The 24,736-nt window shown below is 34.6% G+C and carries 22 protein-coding genes; 1 reads left to right on the top strand and 21 read right to left on the bottom strand.

All coding sequences use genetic code 11. From position 1 onward, the window contains the following. Positions 1–31 precede the first annotated feature (31 nt). The 21 genes from HM987_RS02600 to HM987_RS02500 all read right to left on the bottom strand — a co-directional run bounded on the left by HM987_RS02600 (position 32) and on the right by HM987_RS02500 (position 20,491). Entirely contained in the window at positions 32–271 is a 240-nt protein-coding gene (locus HM987_RS02600; RefSeq protein ID WP_218645607.1) for an acyl carrier protein, read from the bottom strand. Then, the gene (locus HM987_RS02595; RefSeq protein WP_179004952.1) at positions 264–1,994 is read right to left on the bottom strand and encodes an HAD-IIIC family phosphatase; all 1,731 of its coding nucleotides are present in this window, start codon (positions 1,992–1,994) and stop codon (positions 264–266) included. Before HM987_RS02595 ends, HM987_RS02600 begins: the two co-directional genes overlap by 8 nt. A 37-nt stretch (positions 1,995–2,031) precedes the next feature. Then, positions 2,032–3,216: an SDR family oxidoreductase gene (locus tag HM987_RS02590; protein ID WP_179004950.1), complete on the bottom strand. Its 1,185-nt coding sequence runs from the start codon at positions 3,214–3,216 to the stop codon at positions 2,032–2,034. Next, positions 3,213–4,070, bottom strand: coding sequence for a glycosyltransferase family 2 protein (locus tag HM987_RS02585; RefSeq protein ID WP_179004948.1), 858 nt, complete (start codon positions 4,068–4,070; stop codon positions 3,213–3,215). Before HM987_RS02585 ends, HM987_RS02590 begins: the two co-directional genes overlap by 4 nt. Before the next feature lie 8 nt (positions 4,071–4,078). Beyond that, positions 4,079–4,480, bottom strand: coding sequence for a GNAT family N-acetyltransferase (locus tag HM987_RS02580; protein ID WP_179004946.1), 402 nt, complete (start codon positions 4,478–4,480; stop codon positions 4,079–4,081). 4 nt (positions 4,481–4,484) lie between these two features. Continuing rightward, the gene (locus tag HM987_RS02575) at positions 4,485–5,186 is read right to left on the bottom strand and encodes a WbqC family protein (protein ID WP_179004944.1); all 702 of its coding nucleotides are present in this window, start codon (positions 5,184–5,186) and stop codon (positions 4,485–4,487) included. Between the two features lie 679 nt (positions 5,187–5,865). Continuing rightward, positions 5,866–6,744, bottom strand: coding sequence for a glycosyltransferase family 2 protein (locus HM987_RS02570; protein ID WP_179004942.1), 879 nt, complete (start codon positions 6,742–6,744; stop codon positions 5,866–5,868). Then, positions 6,744–7,415, bottom strand: coding sequence for a NeuD/PglB/VioB family sugar acetyltransferase (locus HM987_RS02565; protein WP_179004940.1), 672 nt, complete (start codon positions 7,413–7,415; stop codon positions 6,744–6,746). The genes HM987_RS02570 and HM987_RS02565 overlap by 1 nt, the downstream gene beginning before the upstream one ends. Beyond that, entirely contained in the window at positions 7,412–8,482 is a 1,071-nt protein-coding gene (locus HM987_RS02560) for a DegT/DnrJ/EryC1/StrS family aminotransferase (protein WP_179004928.1), read from the bottom strand. The genes HM987_RS02565 and HM987_RS02560 overlap by 4 nt, the downstream gene beginning before the upstream one ends. Further along, positions 8,479–9,282, bottom strand: a complete 804-nt coding sequence (locus HM987_RS02555) for a hypothetical protein (protein ID WP_179004926.1) — start codon at positions 9,280–9,282, stop codon at positions 8,479–8,481. The genes HM987_RS02560 and HM987_RS02555 overlap by 4 nt, the downstream gene beginning before the upstream one ends. Positions 9,283–9,352: 70 nt before the next feature. Next, on the bottom strand, positions 9,353–10,822 hold the full coding sequence (locus tag HM987_RS02550) for a lipopolysaccharide biosynthesis protein (protein WP_179004925.1): 1,470 nt from the start codon (positions 10,820–10,822) through the stop codon (positions 9,353–9,355). A gap of 18 nt (positions 10,823–10,840) precedes the next feature. Then, positions 10,841–11,713: a glucose-1-phosphate thymidylyltransferase RfbA gene (gene rfbA / locus HM987_RS02545; protein ID WP_179004924.1), complete on the bottom strand. Its 873-nt coding sequence runs from the start codon at positions 11,711–11,713 to the stop codon at positions 10,841–10,843. A gap of 71 nt (positions 11,714–11,784) precedes the next feature. Beyond that, the gene (gene rfbB, locus HM987_RS02540; protein WP_179004923.1) at positions 11,785–12,837 is read right to left on the bottom strand and encodes a dTDP-glucose 4,6-dehydratase; all 1,053 of its coding nucleotides are present in this window, start codon (positions 12,835–12,837) and stop codon (positions 11,785–11,787) included. Between the two features lie 165 nt (positions 12,838–13,002). Next, a complete protein-coding gene (wecB, locus tag HM987_RS02535; RefSeq protein ID WP_179004922.1) occupies positions 13,003–14,106 on the bottom strand; it encodes a non-hydrolyzing UDP-N-acetylglucosamine 2-epimerase in 1,104 nt (367 codons plus the stop codon). A gap of 43 nt (positions 14,107–14,149) precedes the next feature. Further along, positions 14,150–15,106 carry a GDP-L-fucose synthase family protein gene (locus HM987_RS02530; protein WP_179004921.1) on the bottom strand — a complete coding sequence of 319 codons (957 nt, stop codon included), beginning with the start codon at positions 15,104–15,106 and terminating at the stop codon, positions 14,150–14,152. Further along, positions 15,099–16,214, bottom strand: a complete 1,116-nt coding sequence (gmd, locus tag HM987_RS02525) for a GDP-mannose 4,6-dehydratase (RefSeq protein ID WP_178990281.1) — start codon at positions 16,212–16,214, stop codon at positions 15,099–15,101. The genes HM987_RS02530 and gmd overlap by 8 nt, the downstream gene beginning before the upstream one ends. Positions 16,215–16,309: 95 nt before the next feature. After that, on the bottom strand, positions 16,310–17,104 hold the full coding sequence (gene cysQ / locus HM987_RS02520; RefSeq protein WP_179004920.1) for a 3'(2'),5'-bisphosphate nucleotidase CysQ: 795 nt from the start codon (positions 17,102–17,104) through the stop codon (positions 16,310–16,312). An 89-nt stretch (positions 17,105–17,193) separates the two neighbouring features. Further along, positions 17,194–18,450: a sulfate adenylyltransferase subunit 1 gene (locus HM987_RS02515; protein WP_179004919.1), complete on the bottom strand. Its 1,257-nt coding sequence runs from the start codon at positions 18,448–18,450 to the stop codon at positions 17,194–17,196. A 102-nt stretch (positions 18,451–18,552) separates the two neighbouring features. After that, positions 18,553–19,458 (bottom strand): sulfate adenylyltransferase subunit CysD, encoded by a 906-nt coding sequence (gene cysD, locus HM987_RS02510; protein WP_179004918.1) that lies wholly within the window; start codon positions 19,456–19,458, stop codon positions 18,553–18,555. Between the two features lie 5 nt (positions 19,459–19,463). Further along, a complete protein-coding gene (cysC, locus tag HM987_RS02505) occupies positions 19,464–20,054 on the bottom strand; it encodes an adenylyl-sulfate kinase (protein WP_179004917.1) in 591 nt (196 codons plus the stop codon). After that, entirely contained in the window at positions 20,051–20,491 is a 441-nt protein-coding gene (locus HM987_RS02500) for a DUF2061 domain-containing protein (RefSeq protein ID WP_179004915.1), read from the bottom strand. Before HM987_RS02500 ends, cysC begins: the two co-directional genes overlap by 4 nt. Before the next feature lie 586 nt (positions 20,492–21,077). Here HM987_RS02500 and HM987_RS02495 point away from each other — a divergent pair. Continuing rightward, complete coding sequence (locus tag HM987_RS02495; protein ID WP_179004913.1) at positions 21,078–24,668, top strand: T9SS type A sorting domain-containing protein; 3,591 nt, start codon at positions 21,078–21,080, stop codon at positions 24,666–24,668. Positions 24,669–24,736: the final 68 nt, after the last annotated feature.

Raw genomic sequence — 24,736 nt, 5'->3', positions numbered from 1 at the left:
AATAAAAATAACTTCTAACTTTAACGACTAATTACCCCTCAATTTTTTCCTCTATTTTTATTTTAATCAATTGAAAATTGAGCATTTCTATAATATCTTCTTCTTCAAATTCAATATCAAATTGATCCTCCAAAGCCGTGACAAGGTTAATGGAACCGATAGAGTCCCAATTATCTAAATCATCAGGACTTGTATCTTCAGTAATATCTTTCTTTGGCACATCGAATACCAAAGCCATAATTTCTTTTATTTTATCTTCAATTTCAGGCATAATGTAATGTTATATAATTATACGCGTTAGCGGCTGCAAAAGTAGCCTTTTTCATTGAATATAAAACCATTGTTTCAGATTGTTCAACAATTTCAAAACCTATCTTGGAATAAAAATCTGCAACTTGGGCATTTTTCTTAGTGACTTTATAAGTGGCATTGAGATGCGCTGCCTTTGTAAATGCCTGCGCTAATACTTCGTCTAAAAAACGATATTCCACCGTTCGTCCTAAAATTCTGCAGCTCATTAACAACGTATCGATAATGGCGGTATTTTCATCCGTATAATTTATGATGCAAAGTCCGGTTACACCACTATCCCCAAATTTATCCTTGACGCCAAATGCAAAACAATCATAAGCTTCACTAGTTACAAATTGTTCTATTTGGGCTTCTGTATATCGTGGTGTTGTTAAGTTAAACTGGTTTGTTTTTTGGGTCATTTGAGCCATTCGAGGAATCAGTTGCTTATCATTTTTGTAAATGGTCAACTCCAAATCCAAAGATTTCAAAAAGTCTTCAAAACTCTGTGACTTTCCTTCAGCTGATGCGCGTTCAACATTTTGCTTATACTGATCGAGCTTTTTGGCATCCTCCTGACTTTCATTTAATTGAACAAAATAATTTGCCCATTGTTGTTGTTCTTTATAATAGTGTACAGCGTTTTTTGGCACCTGAATTGTTTCTACAGACGGTACTTGATCTCGCATTAACTGCACTTCAAAGTCACTATCATCTATAAAAACAAATGAATCTACGCCAATGTTAAGTTCATTTGCCAGTTGTTTAAGGTTTTCGCCTTTAGGTTCCCAATTCACCTTTTTGGCCACTAATGCCTTTGGCTTTAAGCTTAATTCTGTATGTGATTCTAAAACGTTATCAACATCCTTGGCATTATTCTTACTTGCCAATGCCAACAGCACCCCTTTTTTACCCAATGCCATGGCTCTATACTGCGCTGCTGCAAAAGCTTGACCTTTATAAGTGTTTTCATCCATAGCAATATGATCAAAACCATCCTCACCCAAGATGCCTTTCCATAACGTATTGTCACAATCTAAAGCCAATAGTTTTTTAACTTGACCAGTCACCGCATTAAAATAGGGTTGAACGAGCTGCATGTAATTGATATAAAATCCATGTTTATACAATAATTTATTCTTTAGATAGCCTTTATAATCAATGGTATTCTCAATACCAGATTGTACTAAACATTTATCCGTATTCACCCATTTTACGGCTTTTGGAGCTTGTTGTTCGCAAAACTGATTGAGACGAGCGGCCAATTTTTCGAGTTCTCCTGATTGGGTTTGAAGATAAGTAAAGGGTAATGCCGTAAAGCGATTCATAATGACTAAAGACGCTTTAGACAATGCACTAAATGTGAGCTGCAACTCGGCCTGAATTTTTTGTTCTAACGCATTGATATGCGCTGCATCAAAACTATCAATTTTATATTCTAAGCCATGTAAGCAGTTTGCAAGTTCCCAAAAAATGAGCACCACTTTATTATTTAAATCGAAGTCTTGGGCATTTTGGGAAATATTATCGTAATCACCAAATGAGACTTGGACATTTATATGGTTTATAGCGCAATTATACTCGAGATAGTGCTTTATAGGATTCGTGGTAATGTTATTGAGTATTAAGAGCTCAATTGTATGCGGATAATCCGTTGGTTCTAAATTGGCCTTAGCTTTTAAAAGTTCTAAATAACTATTCATTGTAAGCATATTTTGTGTGATGTTTTTTTTGATGTGTTTACCACATCACCTGCCCACCATTAATACGAATGGTTTCTCCTGTTATAAAACCACTTTTTGAAGAATCTGCTAAAAACACAATGGCCTGAGCAATATCCTTGGGATCTGCCAAACGTTTAAGTGGTGTTTTTGCAGCCGTTAATAATTTTATTTTTTTTGGTAAATCTGCATTTAAATCAGTATCTGCAATACTCGGAGAAACAGCATTTACCCTAATTTTTTTACCCGCTAAATCCGTCGCTAAAGATTTGGCTAAGCCCAATAAAGCTCCTTTTGCCGTAGTGTAATGGGTTAATTTCGCAAAAGGTTGTTCTATGGATTGGGTAGTAATAAAAACAACTCCTGCTTGTCGATTAGCGAGATGGCGCTCTAACTTTTGAGTTAATAAGAACGGGATTTCTACGTGTAATTTTATTTGAACTGCAAAATCACTCCAATCCAATAACTGAAAATCTATATTTGGAATGGACGGACTAGACGTATAAACCAACGCATCTAAACTATCTGTATAGCGGTTTACAGTCTCCAAAATCTGATCCACACCAGAGTTGGACGTTAAATCGCTTTGTATTATTCTTAGGCGCTCTGGTTGATCAAGGGTGTTTCTTAAATCAACTAAACCTGATTTGTTGCTATTATAATGACCTATGACATGAAATCCATCTTTTAACAACTGCTTAGTAACCTCTAAGCCTATACCTCCCGAAGCCCCTACAATCAAAGCTGTCCTTGGTTCGTTATGCGACTCATTTATAGTTTGCTCCTCTGTTTCTTCAAAAGGTATAATTTTAACCTTAGCGTTACCAGTGGTTACTTTTTGCTTGTTCTGATTAAAAATTACGGTAGATAACTCTATGCTCTCTTCCCTATCATTCTTTTTAAGCACTTCTGCTATTACAGTTATAGTATCACCAATACGTACTGGTAATAGAAATTCTAAACTTTGTGAAAACCATAAGGCACCATCTCCTGGTAACTTTGTTCCAATAACTGTAGAAATGAAGGAAGCTCCTAACATGCCATGTGCCACTTGTTTTTTAAAAGCCGTCTTTTCAGCAAACGAGGCATCCACATGGAGGCGATTATCATCACCTGTTAACTCTGCAAACTTATCTATATCCTTAGCTGTAATTTGATGTTTGACTTCTGCTGTTTGCCCTACGAAAATTTCAGAATATATCATTTAATATAACTTTTGAGTAGTGTTTTATTGAAAATTGCACCTCCAAAATCGAAGTACTTTTTTCTTAAGGTTTTTGTATCTGTTGGATGATAAGCGATTAACTTTTTCAGCGCACTTTTTATAGAAACTTTCAACATTTCCTTACGTTCTTCGGTTAATTCAACATGTTTTAATACCGCCATTAAAACGTCCAATCTATTTCTTAATTTATGTTCTTCTTTTAATAAAGAATGAATTCCTCCTGTATGCACGCGGTAAACCGTTGTAATATCTGGAAGTCGATAATAAGGTAGCTGACTAGTGACTAATAAATGTATAGCCCAATCCCCTATTTTAAGTGTTTTTATCCAATCGCGATTTTTAATAAGCTCCTTTTTAAACAGTATAGTTTGAGAGTTTATTTGGTTCGATTTACTCAAGGTGTCAAAAGTAACTACACCTTCCTCTAAAATACTATCTTTATACCTATTTTCTTTTTCATAAAACCAGCGATTATTGGTAGATACGCCACCATATTCCGGATGTTGTTCCAAAAAATCAACTTGTTTTTGAAGTTTGTGTTCATCAATCCAGTAATCATCTCCTTCGCATATAGCTATATATTTTCCTTTGCATAAATTGAGTGCTTTAACTGCATTCTCCGAAGGGCCAAGATTCTTCTCATTTCTAATATACCTTATATTAGTTTTACCTTTATGCATTATCGTATCTACAACCCCTTCCGTATTATCTGTAGAACAATCGTCTAATATAAGATGTTCAACTTCAAAATTTACGTTCTGGGCATTAATCCCCTCAATGGTGTTTACAATAGTTCTTTCTTGATTATACGCTAAGGTTATTACTGAGACCATAGGGCTTTTCATAATGATTGCTCTAAAATATACGTTTTTTCTTTAACCTCTGTTATTTTAAAACCGATCTTTTCACACATTTTCAGAGTGTTGGAATTTTTCATATTAACCTCTACTCTGGCAGATTCATAATTTTTATTTTTTGCGTAACATAACCAATATTTCATTAGCTGAGTCGCTAACCCATACCTGCGATAGCGAGGTTCTACGATTAACATTGTTGCGTATGAAAAATTTATGTTCTCATTATTTGTATAAAATGCTAAAAACGCTACAATTTCACCTTCTTCGATATGGGTAACGAAAGTAGCATTTTTTCTTAATTTTTCAATATACGCTTCAAAAGTTCCCTCATTTATATTCAATAAGGTACTATTATGCTCCTTTATTAATTCAAATATTTTATCCATAATTCTAATGTATTATAAAATCATCTAAATAGGATTTAACTGTATCAATATTTTCATTCATCAATAAGTCTAGGATGGAGTAATCCAATATAGATTTCGATCCTTCAGTTAGAAATTTTTCAGTGTTCGTTTCTATAAAATCCAATTTAACTCCATTGATTTCAAAACCTTCTTTAAAGTACAGGGATTGTCCTCCAATAACGTTAACATAGGTGTCACCTTTAAGCTGTTTAACCATTTTTATCAAGCGATCCGCTCTATCTAAACTTGTATCAATATTTGGCAATTCAGACGAAAAATAAAACACTGTATCCAAGTCTAAATAATTAGATACCTCTTTTATTGAATTTGCAGAAAACCTTGAAATTGAATCACTTTGGAATGCCATAATTCTTTTAAACAATTCAAAAACCGGTTCAAAGTTTGGTGCCCCTTTATAGGATTGGTTTATGGATTTTAATATTTTAGTTCTATTAATTTCATTTAATATGAGTTCAACTTCATTTATTTTTTTAAACGAACTTATTTCCTTACAAGGTATGGTAATATAATTTTTTTGACCAGAAATATTAAAATAGTTTCTATTGATCCATCCGCCTTTAATAAAATTTACATCATCATAAAATACAAATATATGGGATGCCTTAATTAATTGAAAATAGCCAATATAAGGTAAAAAATAAGGTTGCATTATCGCTATTGTCATAGGGTCACAATTTTTCCTTTATTAGTTTTGTTGATTGGGCGTTATACTATCATAACATTGTAACATAAAAACCGTTTCTGACTTATGGTCTAACTTGTCAAAACCTTCAATTTCCGTTGTAGGATTCAATACGAACTAACTTGAATTAAAACAACCTCTGCAATAAATATGATATTCATTAAATAATTTTTTCTTAGTTAATAATACTTTTTCTGTAGAAAAAACGATAAAATATGTAATATCAAATCAGCGTCATCAATAAGCTCCAAAAAACTACGCACATTTTTCAGTTCCTCTCTTTATGTCCACCATTTCGAATTATTTTTTTTTTGAGAATAGTTAAGATATAGTATGCTTAAGACTGGCTATTCTCATAGCTACATGAAATTCTGAATTTTTACCATAACACCATTTTCCTAAAAATCTTCTTGACCGTTATGGCCAAAATTGCAAATATAACTTATTTTATGTGCTAGGATTTTTTCGAGGCAAATAAATCTCGGACTGAATAATAAGAAATAATTTAACCATATAAACACTTGCGGTCACAATTGTCCATAGTCATAAATAGAGAATTATAAACCCGTATTAATACTATGTAATTAGCTATATCCTTAGTAGCTGTAGTAGCAGTATGGTATATGTCTTATGTAACTGGCCACAAAAAAATCGGTACATGTCATTTGATATAACTTTTAAGTAGTGTAGTATTTAGAAACGTACCGCCGAAATCATAATACTTTTGTCGTATTGAATTTATGTCACCTGGTCGATGAGATATTAATTTTTTCAAAGTATTTCTGATAGACTCATTCAACAGTTCCTTACGTTCATTTGTTAATTCAACATGTTCTAATACCGCTATTAAAACCTCTAATCTATTTCTCAATTTAATTTCTTCCTTTAACAAAGAATGAACACCTCCTGAATGTACACGATAAACTGTCGTAATCTCTGGAAGTCTATAATAAGGTTGCTGACTTGTAACCAATAAATGTAAGGGCCAATCTCCTATTTTAAGCGTTTTCATCCAATCAAGTTCTTTGATTAGCTCTTTTTTAAACAGAATGGTTTGAGAGTTTATTTGGTTGGATTCACTTAAGGTTTCAAAAGAAATCTCACCTTCATTCAAAATACTGTTTTTATAGGTGTTTTCATTTTCAAAAAACCAGCGATTATTTGTAGAAACACCTCCATATTTTGGATGTTCATCCAAAAAATCTACTTGCTTCTGTAATTTGTTTTCGTCTATCCAGTAATCATCCCCTTCGCAGAACGCTATATATTTTCCTTTACAGGCTCCTAACGTTCTAATAAAATTTGGTAAGACACCAAGATTAGTATTATTAACTAAAAGATTTATACTTTCATTTGTCTCAGCTAATTTTTCAATTCTGGTAGCAGTTTTATCCGATGAACAATCTTCCCCAATTACAATTTCAACATCAAAATCAGTCTTTTGCCCTAGAATACTTTCTAAACATTGCTGTATATAGGATTCCTGATTGTAAGTGATGACACATACAGAAACCATTGGACTTTGAACATTTACACCCATTACTTTAAAAATCTTTCAAATGGTTTTCTATCTCTAATTCTTTTAGCAGGTACTCCATAGTAAAGCCCATGACTTTCTAAATCTTTTACGACGAGAGAACCACTACCAACCACAACATTTTCACCTATGCTAGTTCTATCTAATATGGTGACTCCTAATGCAATTGCAGAATATTTACCTAAATTAAAATACCCTCCAGTAGTTACACCGGCCGACAGAGATGAAAAGTCTTCCATAATGCAGTTATGCTCCAATGAACTGTTGGTATTGATCACGCAATGATTAGACATTGACGCTTCTGAATTTACAACCACACCTGGCATAATAACATTGCCAACGCCGATTTTCGAAGTCGCACTGATATAGGAAAACTTAGAAATAGCATTTATAAAATGGAAATCCTTTTTTTGGTCTAAAATTTCGAGAACTACTTTCTCTCTTAGGTAGTTATCTCCTAAACCTACTATACCTGCTTCAAAATTATATTTTTCTGATAATCGTTTAATATCATTCTGTCTACCAATCACTTTATAGCCATAAAAAGCATCTCCAATAGCAATGACAGAGTCGATTAAACCTATAATTTCATATTCAGGTTGATCCATTAAAATATCAATAATTACCCTCGTTTGAGGACCTGCACAGAATATGACAATGTTTTTTGATTTCAACTTAAAAGATTTTTAACAATTAAGAGCTGATTTGCGCTGCTCAATTTATCGTAAAGTGGCAAGGTTAATACGGTTTTTGCTCTTTGCTCTGCAATCTCGCATAAATCAGTATTAATCGCATAATTTAAAGTGTTTAAACTTGGAAAAAAATAACGTCTGCAGTAAATATGATTCTCGTCCAATACTTTTTTCTTAGCTAATAATTCTTCTTCCGTGGCAAAGAATATTGGAAAATAGGCGAAATTAAAACCTGCCTCATCAATCAGTTCTAAAACGTTGAGATGACTTCCAAGTTGATCCCTATAATACAACCACTGCGCTTTGCGTTTTTTTAGAATATTTGATATATGCTTAAGATTTGCTATTCCCATTGCGGCATGAAACTCTGAATTTTTACCATTTATACCAATGCCCCAAAACTCTTCTTGACCATTATGACCAAAATTACGCATGTAATTTATTTTATGTGCTAAATCCTTATTATTGGTAAATAAAGCGCCACCTTCTACAGTATGGAATAATTTAGTAGCATGAAAACTCGTGGTACTTACATCACCATACTCAAAGATTGATTTTCCTTTATAGGTCGTTCCAAAACAATGTGCTGCATCATATATCACCTTCAGACTATGCTTTTTGGCAATTTCCGCAATGGCTTCTACGTCACAAGGATTACCATATACATGGGTCGCTAAAATAGCTGAGGTTTGAGGTGTTATGGCGGCTTCAATCTTTTTAGGATCAATATTGCAAGATTCTTTTTCAATATCTACAAAGACTGCTTTACAGCCTTGCCAGGCAATACTGCTTGTTGTAGCGACATAAGAAAAGGGTGTAGTAATAATTTCTCCTTGAAGTTCCAAAGCTTTAATAGCAATTTGTAGTGCTATGGTGCCATTATTTACATAACTAAAATGACCATTATAATTTAAAAACTTTGGAATTTCAGATTCTAACAAGTTCACTAATGGACCACTATTGGTAAGCCAGTTTCTATCATAGACCTCATCTAACAAGGCGTACAACTCTAATTTTGGTGGTAAGAAGGGTTCTGTTACAGGTATCATAATTTATATTCTGGAAAAAAATTATACAAGAGCCATTCTCTGCTCATCAACGTTTCAGATAATTCATTAGAAATTTTCTCTGATCTTTTTTTAATGTTTGAACCTGGCGGGTAAATTCGCTCACTGGTTTCAAAAAAGTCTGAATATTCAGAAAAAGAAGTTGTTTTAATATATGCTTCAAAATCTGAATTTAATGTGTTCATCTCAAAAAACTGGACATTAACAAAATAGGTTTTAACAAATTCAGAATAATTCTGTTGGGTTATATTATTGTAAACATATAATGGATCTGTTGAATACATTCTTATAAATTGCCATGATAGTACTCCAATGTCCTCTCTGAAATCACTTTCGAAAAATTTTTTCATCTCTATATCATAGGCCAATTTAAAATACTCCTCTATAGTGATATCTGGATAGTGCGGAAATAACAGCTCTAATTCAGTGATTGATAATGTGGGGAAACGTTCCCACCATCTGTAATAATATGCTGAGATGAATTTCTTAACTGGATCTCGTTTTACGGAAATTACTGGGAGCATGCGATATTTAGTAGGTATAAAAGAAACGCCCGCATGTTGGCCTACTACAGGATTATTTGGATGCTCATAATATTTTATAGTATCTATTTTCTGGTATATGGGTATAGCTAAATTCATTTTTAATGCAAGCCTGTTGGCATACCAATGTAACGCATTATTTTTCTTGTATTTGGCAATAATTTTTTTAAATATACCGTGCACAAAAGTTCCACCTGTTTTAGGCATGTGTATAAAAACAAAATCTTTTGTAATTATCATAATAGTATTAAAATAAATTTCAAGGTTTTGGGTGTGCTGTATTTATAAAAATAAATTTCTTCTATTAATATTAAAAATAATTTGACAATTTAGTTGCTACTTGTTTCAATTTAGGTTTAACTAAATCTCTTATTAGAAAATATAACTCTTTGTCAATTAAAAATGCACTCACAAAATAGATAATCGTAAATATTGGAGAAACAATTAACATATAAGTCAAGGACACTTCCTTTGGTAAAATTAACAATTCTATGGCAATAACAAGTAGCAATGCCGGTATTAATTTAGAAGTAAAAGCCATTAATTGTGCTCGTATAGAGAATTTAAATTTTTTATAAGTTAAAGTGATGTTCATAAAAAAAAACAAATATGCCATAGCCACTAAGCTATATAGAAAATATTCCATGCCATAGTTAATGGAAATAACCATTACAATAGCTGACAGAATATGCTTTGCCAGCTCATATGACATAAGAAATCTAGACTTTCCTTTAACCATAAAAAGATTTAAATTTATATTACTAATGGGCAAGACCAAGCCGGCAACAGACAAAATTTTGAGCATTGGAGCAGCATTGGTCCATTGCTCACCATATAAATAGTAAATTATTGTATCTGAAAACAAATAGAGCAATGCCATAAAGAAGACAGCAAGCAATGAGACCATTTGTATCGCCTTTAAGTAATACGATTGCAATCTAACTTCGTCGTCCTGTATTTTAGACAACACAGGAAATAGCACTTTATTAAAAAGAGGCCCGAAGTTTTTCAATATTAAACCTCTAGTATTCGCCGCACGATTGTAAATACCTATGGTAGCAACCGAAAAGACCTTACCTATTAAAATCGTACTTAAGTTACTGGAAATTGTATTAACTATTGATAAACCTAAGATACCAGTACTATAATTTAGTGTAGGTTTGATACTTTTATAGGAAAACACCCAAGTTGGACGCCAAGACGTTTTACCCCAAAGAAAACCTGCATTAACGATACCACTTATGATACTTCGAAAAATAAGACTATATACTCCAAAACCCAAAAAAGCTAAAAGAATGGTGATTAATCCTGACGATAAGTTGACACCAACATCTAACTGAGATAAAAATCTAAAGTCAATATCCCTTTTTCGCAACACCATTGGTATTAAACCAAGAGAGCTTAAAAAAAACTGCAGCGAACTTAATTGCAATAAAGGTGCTAAATTTTCACTTTCATAGAGATTTGCTATAAATGTACTGATCATAAAAACCAATAGCATCATAATCACCCCTATTATAATATTTAGCCAAAAAAAACTAGACAACTCGGTATTATTCACCGTTTTGTTTCGTATCAGTCCTGAGGATATACCTGCGTCTATAAATATTTGACCTATCAAATTAACCACCATAACCAAACTCGCCAACCCAAATTCTTCAGGTGTTAAGAGTCTAGCCAAAACTAATGTGATAACAAAACCAATGATTTGATTTGATAGCTGCCCACCCAACGCCCAGCTAAAAGCAGAAGTTGTTTTGGTTTTTAGATTATCTGACATTTATATATTTTAAAAAAATTACTTTGATATAATCTTTTTTAAATAATCAAAGTAATCGCCCTTTAGACTTTCAATATTTTTTAAGGTTTTCTCTTTGTTCACCCAAGCATAGTTCATTGCAATCTCCTCCAAACAAGCAATTTTTAGACCTGTCCGCTTTTCAACGGCTTTTACAAACTCAGTGGCTTCAGTCAATGCTTCGTGCGTTCCGGTATCTAGCCATGCAAAACCTCTGCTCAATATTTGAAGTTTTAAATTCTCTTTTTCAAGATAGTGTTGGTTTACTGAAGTAATTTCCAGCTCGCCTCGATTTGATGGTTTTACTTGTTTAGCCACTTCGATAACCGAATTAGGATAAAAATATAAACCGACTACCGCATAATTTGATTTTGGTTGTTTTGGTTTTTCTTCAATACTGATGACGTTTTTTTCTGCATCAAATTCAGCGACTCCATACCGTTCTGGATCACTCACGTAATTTCCAAATACCATGGCTTTCCCTTGTTCCTCAACGCTTCTTACGGATGCTTTTAAAATGTTTTGTAATCCGGCTCCGTAAAAGATGTTATCGCCCAACACTAAGCACACCGCATCATTTCCAATAAATTCTTCTCCTATAATAAAAGCTTGTGCCAATCCGTCTGGTGAAGGCTGTTCTGCATACTCAAAATTGACTCCAAATTTTTCGCCTGTACCCAATAATTTTTTAAAATTAGGAAGATCATCAGGTGTTGAAATAATTAAAATGTCCCTAATACCAGCCAGCATTAGGACGGATATTGGGTAATAAATCATGGGCTTATCATAAATTGGCAATAACTGTTTACTCACACTTATGGTTAATGGATGTAACCGTGTTCCCGATCCGCCCGCTAATACAATACCTTTCATTCCTTTTTTATTCTAAGATTTCTAAAAATATGTTTTTATAAAACTTCGCTTAACCTCTAACTTTTCATAGTTTAATGCGACACATATTGTTTTTCGTAATAGTCTTTATAGTCGCCAGTAACGATGTTATGTAACCACGCTTCATTATCAAGATACCAACTAATCGTTTTTTCTATGCCTTCTTCAAACTGCAAGGAAGGCTCCCAACCCAAATTGTCTTTTAATTTGGTTGAATCGATGGCGTATCGCATGTCATGTCCGGCCCTATCTGTAACATAGGTGATCAATTTTTCGGAACTGCCTTCTTCTCTTCCCAATTGCTTGTCCATAACTTTACAGATAACCTTTATGAGGTCAATGTTTTTCCACTCGTTAAAGCCGCCAATATTGTAAGTATCGCCAATAGTTCCCTTATGAAAAACGACATCAATGGCACGCGCGTGGTCTTCTACAAATAACCAATCCCTTATATTTAAACCTTCCCCATAAACAGGAAGTGGTTTGTTATTTTTTATATTATTTATAAATAATGGAATTAATTTTTCAGGAAATTGATTTGGGCCATAATTGTTGGAGCAGTTGGTTATTATGGCAGGCAATCCATAAGTGTTTTGATAAGCGCGCACAAAATGATCTGAGCTGGCTTTTGAGGCCGAATAAGGCGATTTAGGATCGTAAGGCGTATCCTCTAAAAAGAAACCTTCGTCTCCCAAAGAGCCAAAAACCTCATCCGTAGAAATATGATAGAATAATTTATCTTCAAAATTATTTTTCCAACTTTCTTTGGCCTGATTTAACAAGTTTAATGTTCCCATTATGTTGGTGTTGGCAAACTCAAAAGGGTTGGTAATGGATCGATCTACATGAGATTCTGCTGCTAAATGAATAACAGCCTCTATAGCATACTTTTTAAAAATTTCCTTGATTAGACTACGATCACAAATATCTCCTTTTATAAACGAATAATTCTCTGAGTGCTCTATGGCGCTTAAATTCTCAAGATTTCCTGCATATGTAAGCAGATCTAAGTTAATTATATGATAGTTTGGATACTTTTCTACAAACAACTTAACCACATGACATCCTATAAAGCCTGCTCCTCCAGTTATTAATATATTCTTCATTGCAGTAATATTTTTTAATTATTTTCTACCTAATAATAGTTTCCGTGATAAAAAACTTTCAATTCAACTTCATCAAGAAATAACATCTTAACAAATTTATGTCCATAACTTTTCATCTGATAATAAATCAATTATATAAAAATGTAAATGTACTTCGAATACCTTTTATTTTAAAGGCAATGTTTCAATAATTGCTAAAATACGTTCTGTGGCTTTACCATCCCAAAATTTTGGCACATTACTATGATTTTCCATTCCAGCTTCAACAGTTTCGATATGGCTTAAAATTTTATCAACATCAAAATCCAACAAAACATTTGTTCCTTGGGTTATAGTACTAGGCCTTTCGGTATTTGGTCTCAGCGTTAAGCAAGGTTTTAATTTGTAGGTTGTTTCCTCTTGAATGCCACCACTGTCTGTTAATACCATTCTGCAATTATGGATAAGGTTTTGAAAACTAAAATAATCCAATGGGCCTGTAATTATAACACCTTTTAATTTTTCGAAGTCCGATTTTAAACCATACTTCGATAGATTGTTCAACGTTCGCGGGTGCATTGGAAAGACCACTTGATGATTTTTAGACAGTTTATCCATCAAATTCAATAACTTTTCTAGACCATTTTTGTGATCTACTGTAGCCGGACGATGAATAGTCATTAAAATAAAATCATCCTTGTTCAGTTGAAACGTTTCTAAAATGGACTGGGATTCTATATCTTCTTCAAAAGCGACGAGTGTATCAATCATGGTGTTCCCAACAAAATGGATCCGCTCTTTTGGTTTTCCTTCTTTGAGTAGATTATCTATGCCACTTTGTTCCGTTACAAAGAAGTGATCTGTTATTTCATCGACCAAAAGTCGATTGATTTCTTCTGGCATACTTCGGTCAAAACTCCGTAAACCACTTTCTAAATGCGCCAGTGGAATATTCATTTTATTTGCGGTAATAGCAGCAGCTAAAGTAGAGTTGACATCGCCTGACACAATGATCATATCTGGAAGAAACTGATTTACAATGCCTTCCAACCTAATTATAATTTCACCGATTTGATTATTTGCAGTGCTTTGGGGAATGTTCAAAGCAAAGTCGGGATAGATGTCTAATTGTTTAAAAAAATCATCAGCCATGGCTTTGTCAAAGTGTTGGCCTGTGTGGACGATTTTTATGTCGAATTTATTTTTAAATTTTTGATCAGCTACTTTTTTAAATTGTGTAACCTTAATATAATTCGGTCTTGTACCCACAATAATCAATAATCGAATCATAAAAACTTTATTATTTTCCTAAATTTAAATTGAAGGCACTAACTTAAATTTTTACTTTTTTATAGTCTTTTTGGTGCGAGGTAAACCAATTGTAAGTATCTATTATTCCTTTTTCTAAAGTATATTCTGAAGCCCAACCCAAAGCTCTTAGCTTTGAACTATCCATCAACTTTCTAGGTGTTCCATCTGGTTTTGAACTGTCCCATTCAATTTTCCCATTATGACCTACAACATTTTGAATCGTTTCGGCTAGTTCTTTTATAGTCACATCTGTACCTGTACCAACATTATATAAATGTTCTGGTAATTTATGCTCAACGGCAAATAAAACGGCCTGCGCTAAGTCATCAACATGTAAAAACTCACGCATTGGTGTTCCACTTCCCCATAACTCTACTGTAGCATTAGTAGTTTTAGCCTCGTGAAACTTTCGTATCATAGCAGGCAATACATGCGAACTTTTTAAGTCAAAATTATCATTAGGACCATATAAATTGGTCGGCATTAAGCTCACAAAATCTTTACCGTATTGCTTTCTAATGGCTTCGCACGCTTTTACACCAGCTATTTTAGCAATGGCATACCATTCATTAGTTGGCTCCAAGCTATCGGTAAGTAAGTATTCTTCTTTTAAGGGTTGAGGTGCAAATTTTGGGTAAATACAAGAACTTCCTAAAAAAATAAATTTAGAAATCTCAGCTTTATGTGCAGCATCAATGAGATTATTCTGAATTTGCAAATTTTCCATTAAAAATGGATATGGATTCTCGTTGTTGGCTAAGATCCCTCCTACTCGAGCAGCCGCATCGATAATAATATCAAGCTTTTCTGTATTTATAAAATCAATTACAGCTTGTTGGTTTCGCAAATCGAGCTCTGAGCTGGTTTTACCAATGAGATTAGTGTAACCTGTTGTCTCTAAAGCTCTCCAAACCGCAGAACCTACCATTCCGCGATGACCTGCGATATATAGTTTTGAATCTTTAGTTAATTTACTCAAAATAATTCATCGTTTTATAACCTCCATCTTCAAGGTACTGTTGTTCTTTCATCAATTTTATATCACTTTGCATCATATCCTTAACAAGGTCATTAAGATCATATTTGCATTCCCATCCTAATTTGTCCTTAGCTTTTGAGGCATCGCCAATAAGTAACTCTACTTCTGTAGGCCTAAAATAACGTGCATCAACAGCGAGTATCTCTTTTCCTATTTCTAATTGGTAATTAGGATTTTTGCACTTGATGATATATGCTTTTTCATCTTCGCCTTTTCCTTTAAACTCTAACTCAATCCCAACTTCAGCAAAACTCATTTTAACAAAGTCACGGATTCTTGTGGTTTTCCCAGTAGCAATGACCCAATCTTCTGCCTCGTCCGCTTGAAGAATCATCCACATCATTCTCACATAATCCTTGGCATGTCCCCAATCGCGTTGTGCATCTAAATTTCCGAGATAAAATTTATCTTGCATCCCTAGTGCTATCCGGGAAACTGCCCTAGTAATTTTTCGTGTTACAAAAGTTTCCCCTCTAATTGGTGATTCATGATTAAACAAAATACCATTACAAGCATACATATTATAAGCCTCACGATAATTTACAGTAATCCAATAAGCATACATTTTGGCCACAGCATAAGGTGATCTTGGATAAAATGGTGTAGTCTCCGATTGTGGTACTTCTTGCACTTTTCCATACAACTCTGAAGTGGAAGCTTGATATATACGTGTTTTTTTCTCTAAACCTAATAGACGTACAGCATCTAAAATGCGTAAAGTCCCTAAACCATCTGCATTCCCAGTATATTCAGGAATTTCAAAAGACACCGCCACATGACTCATAGCCGCCAAATTATAAATCTCGTCGGGTTGAATTTCTTTTATTAAACGGATAAGATTCGTACTGTCCGTCATGTCACCATAATGCAAATAAAAATTCTGATGATCTACATGAGGATCTTGGTATAAATGGTCAATGCGATCCGTATTAAATAATGATGAACGGCGTTTCAAACCGTGGACCTCATAACCTTTTTTCAACAAAAATTCACTTAAATAGGCACCATCTTGTCCTGTAACCCCTGTAATAAATGCGACTTTACTCATTAACAATTTCTAATTTATGTATTTAAATACTAACTAATTACTCTGCAAAAGTATATAAAGTAGTAGAATTAAATGGATCTATTTGGTATTAAATATTAGGATGACTTTACCAAAAACCAGTTATTCAACAATTCTTCCCTATTATATAACATACGTTCTTTTGTACTCCAATCTATAACTTCAAAACCTGCATGTTCACAAATGGCTTGACCCGCAGCAGTATCCCACTCCATGGTTGGTGCAAATCTTGGGTAACAATCCGCTTGGCCTTCGGCCACCATACATAGTTTTAAGGAACTGCCTTTAGATATCAAATTTACGTCGCCATGCTTCTGGCGCATGTCGCTAACATAAGTTTCTGTTTCTGGAGACATGTGTGAACGGCTCGCCACAACTGTGAATGTATTATCCTCTCTTTCTAGCGGCAATTTACTGGCGTCATTAAATAAGGCATCAACGTTGTAATCTTTAAGGTTCACTACAACTTTATAGGCACCTATTTCATCGGTTGAAAAATAAAGCGCTCCTGAGACTGGCACAAAAATAACGCCTATGACGGTTTTCTGATTTTCAATTAGTGCAATGTTAACCGTAAACTCTCCGTTACGCTTAATAAATTCTTTGGTGCCATCTATTGGATCTACGATCCATAATTGGTTCCAATCTTTTCTATCTTTGTAGGGTATGGATTTACCTTCCTCAGAAAGCACAGGAATATTTGTCGTTTTTAAATGTGACATGATCACAACATGCGATGCTAAATCTGCTTTGGTCAATGGGGAATTATCGCCTTTTAATTCCACTTCAAAATCATCGGAATGATATATGTCTAGAATCTCTTTTCCTGCTTCTAAGGCTGCGGTTATTGCTATTTTTAAATTTTTGTTCATATATTAAAAAGTAAACATACAATTAGCTTGAATGAAAAACACCCCTAAAGTCCCCTCAAGGGGACAATACTCCACTACAAACTGAGTTGTTATATAATCATCCCAGCTCCAATGGTTTCATTGGTTTGCTCATCAATGATGATAACGCTTCCGGTTTGGCGATTTTTTTTATAGGCATCGAAAAATATTGGTTTTGCCGTTCTAATGGACAAACGTGCAATATCATTCATTTCTACCTTATCAATACCTTCAATCCTATGCAACGTATTGATGTCTATTTTATATTTCAATTCTTTTACCATTCCAACGGTCTCATTGGTCGTATGCTTAATCACTACTTTTGTTCGGGCATGAATTGGATTAGTGCTCATCCACGTCACTAAAACTTCCAAATCTTGACTCACCATTGGCACATTGTTTTCGCGCACAATCATATCGCCACGACTGTTATCTATTTCATCTTCCAGCGTCATGGTTACAGACATAGGAGCAAATGCCTCTGCAATCTGTTCACCATTAAGCTCAATAGTTTTAATGGTAGAAACAAACCCTGAAGGCAATGATTTTACTTTATCTCCAGGTTTAAATACACCACCATCTATTCGGCCTGCAAAACCTCTATAATCTTGATTATCTAAAGTATGTGGACGAATTACAGATTGAATAGGAAAACGACAGTCTACCAAATTATGATCGCTCGATATATGTACCGTTTCCAAATGATACATCAGCGTACTGCCTTGGTACCAATCCATATTTTTAGAACGATTAACTACGTTGTCGCCATTTAATGCCGAAATAGGAATAAATTGTATATCGTTAATCCCTAACTTAGAAGAAAAGGCATTAAAGTCTGAAACAATTTCATTGTAGACGTCTTCACTATAATCCACTAAATCCATCTTATTAACACAGACAATGGCATGTGGTATGCGCAATAATGAAGCGATAAAAGCATGACGATGAGTTTGCTCTAACATACCTTTTCTTGCATCGATCAGTATAATGGCCAAATTAGCAGTGGACGCACCGGTGACCATATTACGTGTATATTGTATATGTCCTGGTGTATCCGCAATTATAAATTTACGCTTTGGCGTTGCGAAGTACCGATAAGCCACATCTATAGTAATACCTTGCTCGCGCTCAGATTTTAGGCCATCGGTAAGTAATGATAAATCAACATAATCAAAACCTTTATTTTTGCTCGATGCTTCAACAGCATCGAGTTGGTCTTGAAAAATTGATTTACTATCATATAATAAACGCCCTATTAATGTGCTTTTGCCATCATCTACACTTCCTGCGGTTGTAAAACGTAATAATTCTATATCTTGATAATCCATTCTCTTTTGAATATTGTTAGTGGTTTATTGTTTTCATATTACTGTGAGGCATTACAATAGAAAAACACCCCTAAAGTCCCCTCAAGGGGATAATGCTAAAATTTAAAAGTAACCTTGTTTTTTCCGATCTTCCATGGCCGTTTCAGCGCGCTTATCATCTGCTCTACCTCCACGTTCTGTAGTTCTTGTTGTAGCGATTTCTTCTATAATTTTATTTAAATCATCGGCTTCAGATTCAACAGCACCTGTAATGGGCATATCACCACAAGTACGGTAACGAATCGTCATATTTACGACCTCTTCATTTTCCTTCAATTTAATGAATTCTGAATTTGCCAAAATCACACCATCCCTAACCACGCAGTCACGTTGATGAGAGAAATAAAGGGACGGCAAATCAATATTTTCTAGTTTGATGTATTCCCAAACATCCATTTCCGTCCAATTGGAAATAGGAAACACTCTAAAATGTTCTCCGTAATTTTTACGACCATTAAAAAGGTTCCACAATTCTGGTCTCTGATTTTTTGGATCCCATTGTCCAAATTCATCACGATGGGAAAAGAAACGTTCTTTTGCACGCGCTTTTTCTTCATCTCGTCTTGCGCCTCCCATCGCAGCATCAACTTTATAGTCTTCAAGTGTATCTAACAACGAAACTATCTGGAGTGAATTACGAGACGCATCAGCTCCCGTTTCTTCTTTCGCCCTTCCTTTATCAATAGCTTCTTGAACAGAACCAACAATAAGTTTCACACCTAATTTTTCTACCAATTCATCTCTAAAAGCAATGGTTTCAGGAAAATTATGGCCTGTGTCGATATGGATTAAAGGAAACGGTATTTTTGCAGGAAAGAACGCTTTTTTAGCTAAGTGTGTTAGTAAAATTGAATCTTTTCCACCTGAAAAAAGCAGCACAGGATTTTCAAATTGCGCTGCAATCTCTCGAATCACAAAAATAGCTTCCGATTCTAATTCTTTTAAGTGATTAATTACGTAATTACTCATGTGTTTTATTTTAATTTTTGAATAATAAAGTCTAAAATAGTTTGAACCGATGTTTCTATCGATTGATGGTCTGTTACGATTTCTAGATCCGGATTCACAGGCGCCTCATAAGGTGCTGAAACACCTGTCATGTTTTTAATTTCACCGGCTCTTGCCTTCTTATACAAACCTTTTACGTCTCTACGTTCACATTCCTCTAAAGAGGTATTGATATAGATTTCGACGAAATTTTCCTCACCTACGATATGTCTAATATTATCTCTATCTTTTATATACGGAGACACAAAAGCTGCTAAGGTTACCACGCCAGCATCGACCATCAAATTACTGATTTCTGCAATCCTCCTGATGTTTTCGGTACGGTCTTCTGGAGCAAAACTCAGATCTTTATTAATGCCTTGTCTAATATTATCACCATCTAAGCTAAATGTTGAAATACGCATTTTATGAAGGGCCTCTTCGACCAAATTCGCTAAAGTAGATTTACCAGAACCTGACAAACCTGTAAACCACATTAGCAGAGAGCGATGCCCATGTAATTTCTCTCGATCTGATTTGGTGACCTTATAATCATGCCTAACCGTATTTAAGCTCATAATTCTTCAGCTTTTTTCTGTGCGTTTAATCGTTTTCTTTCAATTCTTTTATCTAAACCAAAATCAATATGATACCATAATTTTTCGTGACCAAAATACAACAGCATTTTTGTAGGAACCTCAGCTCCACCAATTTTCAAACCCGTCAAAGGATTACCGGTAACAATCCATCCTAATACAAAGGTATCTATCGTCCCGACTGCTCGCCAAGAAAATGTCTTTAGCACATGACGCTTATTGGACGATTTTATTTTAGATTTAAACCAAACGCGTTCATGCAAATAATACAGAATCATCTTAGTAATCAATTCCATGATAGCTATTTGCGAACCAAACTTAATGTTATCTGAAATGAGCCAGGATAACAAAAAAGTATCTAATGTGCCTACAATACGCCAGGTAATCGTTTTGGCCAGATGTCGTTTACTGAACTTCAATTGCTATGCATTCTTAAATTTCCACTATAGTACATACCGTCACTAAATCAAATAAAAGCTGATATATCAAATATTAAGAAGTACAGCAATTAGAGATAAACGGCGCAAAAATACTTAATTACTTACACTTAGCCATTGGGATATTCATAAAATATATGATTATAAAAAATTAATAGCACAATGGCACATATTATATAAAAACCATCGAATGTTAACATTTATTGTAAACTCAAATTGCGGCAAATATAAATAGATTAATTAAAAAGCGTAAAAGAAGAAATCAAATTAATCAGCTGCCAATTATTAATTTACAGACTCAATTACAACCTTAAGATGATGATATCTTAATCTTGAAAGATCAAGAAAAAAACCACAAATGCAAATTTTACGTACATTAATTGAGTTAACTTTGATTAGATTGTTTTTACCATAAGAAAAAAGCCTCAATAATATACTGTTTATCTAGGAAACGTGTAAGAAAAAACTTTTTTTATTCGCAAATTTTATTACCTTTGCTAAGTTGCAATTTATTGAAAAAAGCAATTGAATATCAAATAAATACGACATTTTTTAAAGATAAAAAATTATGAGAAAAGCTTACTTGTTTTATGTAATGTTATCCTTATTTGCACTAGGATACAGCCAAACTATTGCCACTATTGATCGTGAAAATGGTTCAGGACCAACATTGACGGACAACGTCGCTAATATGTCTTCAACCGGCCTTACAAGGGGATCTGGCTTGAATTTGGCAAATGCAGCAAACTTAAATTCATTTTCATCCAACAACTTCACAATTGGTGGTGATTTGGCTGGTGCGCAAGCGACTAATGACTATATTGAGTGGTCTGTATCTGCGAACACAGCTTTTGAAGTTGCCGTTGATGAATTAGACATTCGCCTAAGACGCAACCCTAATGGCCCTGAAAACTGGCAAATATTTTACAGCTTGGATGGTTTTGCTACTGCTGGTATTGATTTATCAGGTCCTCAAACGATTTCAGCAAACATAACTGAACCCTTTAGTTTTTCAGGGCTTGGCATTAATTCCGGCGTTTCTGGCACCATTACATTTAGAGTATACGCATGGGGTTCTCTTGCCAATAACGGTAATTTTAGAGTCTTCGGACAAGCAGGTTGGTCGCTTTCTGCAGCAGTTCCAAATCCTGGAATTAGAATGATTGGTACTGTAACTACAACGTCTACAAATAGTACTGAATCTGACATTATAGCATCTGATTTCCCATTAGCTCCAGTTCAAGAAAACATTGATTATATGGCATATAATGCACCTTCCGGACTCAATTTTACTAATTCTGTTCCCTTAGGCGCTTTTACCATAAGAGATGGTGGAGCATCTACGCCAGATGCTGACACTGATGGCACTAACTTAACTTCTATTGAGTTTGAAGTTGTTAATAGTGAAAATATCGCTGCTTTAGCTATATTTGATTTAGGAGTTTTTGATTTTGTAGCTGAAGTTACCAGTGTTTCAGATTTCACGACATTTAATGGATTAAATTTACTTGCTGGTGATAACACAACACGTCAATTTGTAATTTATGCTACTTTTAATTCCACGGTAACAGATAACGAACAAATCCAATTAACGATTAATAATGTTACAACCCCGGCCACAAGCAGCTCACTTTTTGCAGCTACTGACGCTGGTGGTGCTGAAACTTCAATTAATGATGATGATAACCGAATTGAAGTCACGGCTAGTCAGTTTCAATTCAACCAACAACCAACTGACAGTAATCAGGGAGAGGTTATGGTGCCATACCCAACGATTTCTGCTGTTGACGATAATTTTAATCTAGATTTGGATGCCGATATTGCTGGAATAGATGTCGCAACCATATCTGGATCTAGTAGTATAGTTGGCGAAACTTATAACATGTTAAATGGCCAAGCTATTTTAGATAAAATAGTATTTACTGGTCAAGAAATAAACAGGAGCCTTGTTGCATCGTCAGTCTCCCCATCTTTATCGGGCACAAGTACAACATTTAGTATCAACGGACCACTCATTAGTATCGTAGAGCAAGATTTTGATACAGCCATAGATTGGACTTACACAAGTGATACTCCTTTCTTTGGAACTGTTTTAGATTGGGGCGATACTTTAGGGTATTTTGGTGAAATAGCATTAACGGATGCATTCCCTATTAACAGTTCTTTCTTTTCTGACGAAATTCTTGGCGAGAATGATTTAAACGATTCTGCCAATCCTTTTGCCACAATAACTTTCGCAGATGTAGATGTAACCTCATATACGAATATTAAGATAGAATTTGACTGGCAAGTTGTTGGTTATGTTAATAACGCAAATGATATTCAGTACCGTCTTGTTTATGATGGTAGTGCAGCTGGAACAGGTGGTTGGCAAACCGTTTTTGATGGTAATGGTGCAATCAGCGATGATCAAGGTAGAGTTGAAATTTCAATCCCTGATGGAAATGCTACAGTTGGACTACAACTAAGACTAAGAAATAACTTAGCTGATGGTTACTCTGGTTTTGATAACTTTAGATTATTAAGCGAGTTTAATGGTTTAATTTATACGAATGCTGATGGCTGGAAAGATAATATAGAACCAGATTTGACCACAGGGGCATTAGATGCTTTGGTTGTTGATGGAACTTACGATGTTTCTGGTGATGTTGAAATAAATAATCTTATTTCTTATAATGGATCCACAATTGATATTGGTTTTGGCGAGTCTATTACTACAAATGCAGATGTACTCGCTAAAGGTAGCTTAGAAATGAACTCAATCAGCAACAGTTATTCGAGTTTAATCGTTGGTGGTACTATAAATACGAAAGTGACTTATAATCGTCATGTTAACCAAAATTCTGGAACTGGTTCTTCCACAGGTAATAATGATTTAATTTCTGCTCCTGTGACCGATGCGAGTCAAACCTACCTTGCCTTTAGAACCACGAATACAGACATACCTTCTGGAACTATAGATGGTGTACCTTCATTTTTATTTGGTCCTTTTGATAACACTACAAACGAATATATAAATCATCCGGCATCAGATGAAACAACTGTTATAGAACCTGGTATTGGGTATAGAACAGCTTCAACTGCACCATCAGGATCAACCTTTGAATTTGTTGGAGATGTCATAACAGGGTCACTTGCTGTTCCAATTACCGTAGGAGCCGCCAGCAGAGCCAACTTAATTGGAAACCCTTATCCATCCTATTTGAAATTATCAACGTTTTTAACCGCCAATAGCACTCAATTTAGCCCAAGCAATTCTGGAGTTTATGGTTATGTCGGAAATGTGCTGTCTGGTTTTAGAATATGGAATCAAGCGTATTCTGATGCTAATCCAAATGCCAAAATTGCACCAGGTCAAGGTTTCTTCGTAATTTCAAAAGATGGAGGCGGAACCATCGATTTCAATCCTGACATGCGCACAAAGGGTACAGCTGATGATTTTATCTCGGGAAGATCCGCTAACCAAGATTTAGCACACGTGTATCTTCAAGTTGCTAAAGGAGAAGAACTGTACCAGACCGATTTATATTTTAATGACAATGCCTCCCTAAATATGGATGCAGGTTATGATGCGGAAATGTTTGAAGCCAACACGCCAAGCTTTGCTATCTACTCACACTTGGTTGAAGACAACTTAGGAAAAGATTTTGCCGTACAATCGGTAAGCTATTCAGACCTAAACAATGTGACTATTCCGTTAGGAATAAATATAGCGCAAGGTGAACAGGCGGTAATAAGCATTTCAGAAATGAACATTCCAGATGGCACCACTGTGATCTTAGAAGACAACACAACTAATACCTTTACTAATTTATTGGAAAGCGATTACACATTTACGCCAACGACCACGTTAAATGACACTGGTCGTTTTTACATACATTTTTCAAATGAAACTTTAGGGCTGAATGATGAGACCAAAAATAGTATAGAAATATCTACTGATGTGCCTACAAAAACTATAATTGTAAAAGGCCAGTTAGAAAGCCAAACCAAGCTTAACTTGTATGATATTCAAGGGAGACTTGTAATTTCTCAATCAATAAATTCTAAAAACTTAGAGCAGCGTATTGATGTTTCTAGTCTTACCGCTGGTATTTACGTTGTTGAATTGCAGAACAATGCGGCCATCAATAGAACCCAAAAAGTTATTATTAGATAGACTCTGAATTTTTAATTATAATAATGATGCGCATCTTATTTTAGGTGCGCTTTTTTCTTTTCAAAAAT

The organism is Winogradskyella forsetii (assembly GCF_013394595.1).
Classification (GTDB): domain Bacteria; phylum Bacteroidota; class Bacteroidia; order Flavobacteriales; family Flavobacteriaceae; genus Winogradskyella; species Winogradskyella forsetii.
Note: the sequence above shows the minus strand (reverse complement) of the source record. Positions and strands in the feature narration are given on the sequence as shown.

What these genes read in the sequence shown, in the direction of transcription:
- HM987_RS02600 (WP_218645607.1), bottom strand. Translation starts at nt 271, where the DNA reads ATGCCTGAAATTGAAGATAAAATAAAAGAAATTATGGCTTTGGTATTC.
- HM987_RS02595 (WP_179004952.1), bottom strand. Translation starts at nt 1,994, where the DNA reads ATGAATAGTTATTTAGAACTTTTAAAAGCTAAGGCCAATTTAGAACCA.
- HM987_RS02590 (WP_179004950.1), bottom strand. Translation starts at nt 3,216, where the DNA reads ATGATATATTCTGAAATTTTCGTAGGGCAAACAGCAGAAGTCAAACAT.
- HM987_RS02585 (WP_179004948.1), bottom strand. Translation starts at nt 4,070, where the DNA reads ATGGTCTCAGTAATAACCTTAGCGTATAATCAAGAAAGAACTATTGTA.
- HM987_RS02580 (WP_179004946.1), bottom strand. Translation starts at nt 4,480, where the DNA reads ATGGATAAAATATTTGAATTAATAAAGGAGCATAATAGTACCTTATTG.
- HM987_RS02575 (WP_179004944.1), bottom strand. Translation starts at nt 5,186, where the DNA reads ATGACAATAGCGATAATGCAACCTTATTTTTTACCTTATATTGGCTAT.
- HM987_RS02570 (WP_179004942.1), bottom strand. Translation starts at nt 6,744, where the DNA reads ATGGGTGTAAATGTTCAAAGTCCAATGGTTTCTGTATGTGTCATCACT.
- HM987_RS02560 (WP_179004928.1), bottom strand. Translation starts at nt 8,482, where the DNA reads ATGATACCTGTAACAGAACCCTTCTTACCACCAAAATTAGAGTTGTAC.
- HM987_RS02555 (WP_179004926.1), bottom strand. Translation starts at nt 9,282, where the DNA reads ATGATAATTACAAAAGATTTTGTTTTTATACACATGCCTAAAACAGGT.
- HM987_RS02550 (WP_179004925.1), bottom strand. Translation starts at nt 10,822, where the DNA reads ATGTCAGATAATCTAAAAACCAAAACAACTTCTGCTTTTAGCTGGGCG.
- rfbA (WP_179004924.1), bottom strand. Translation starts at nt 11,713, where the DNA reads ATGAAAGGTATTGTATTAGCGGGCGGATCGGGAACACGGTTACATCCA.
- rfbB (WP_179004923.1), bottom strand. Translation starts at nt 12,837, where the DNA reads ATGAAGAATATATTAATAACTGGAGGAGCAGGCTTTATAGGATGTCAT.
- wecB (WP_179004922.1), bottom strand. Translation starts at nt 14,106, where the DNA reads ATGATTCGATTATTGATTATTGTGGGTACAAGACCGAATTATATTAAG.
- gmd (WP_178990281.1), bottom strand. Translation starts at nt 16,214, where the DNA reads ATGAGTAAAGTCGCATTTATTACAGGGGTTACAGGACAAGATGGTGCC.
- cysQ (WP_179004920.1), bottom strand. Translation starts at nt 17,104, where the DNA reads ATGAACAAAAATTTAAAAATAGCAATAACCGCAGCCTTAGAAGCAGGA.
- HM987_RS02515 (WP_179004919.1), bottom strand. Translation starts at nt 18,450, where the DNA reads ATGGATTATCAAGATATAGAATTATTACGTTTTACAACCGCAGGAAGT.
- cysD (WP_179004918.1), bottom strand. Translation starts at nt 19,458, where the DNA reads ATGAGTAATTACGTAATTAATCACTTAAAAGAATTAGAATCGGAAGCT.
- cysC (WP_179004917.1), bottom strand. Translation starts at nt 20,054, where the DNA reads ATGAGCTTAAATACGGTTAGGCATGATTATAAGGTCACCAAATCAGAT.
- HM987_RS02495 (WP_179004913.1), top strand. Translation starts at nt 21,078, where the DNA reads ATGAGAAAAGCTTACTTGTTTTATGTAATGTTATCCTTATTTGCACTA.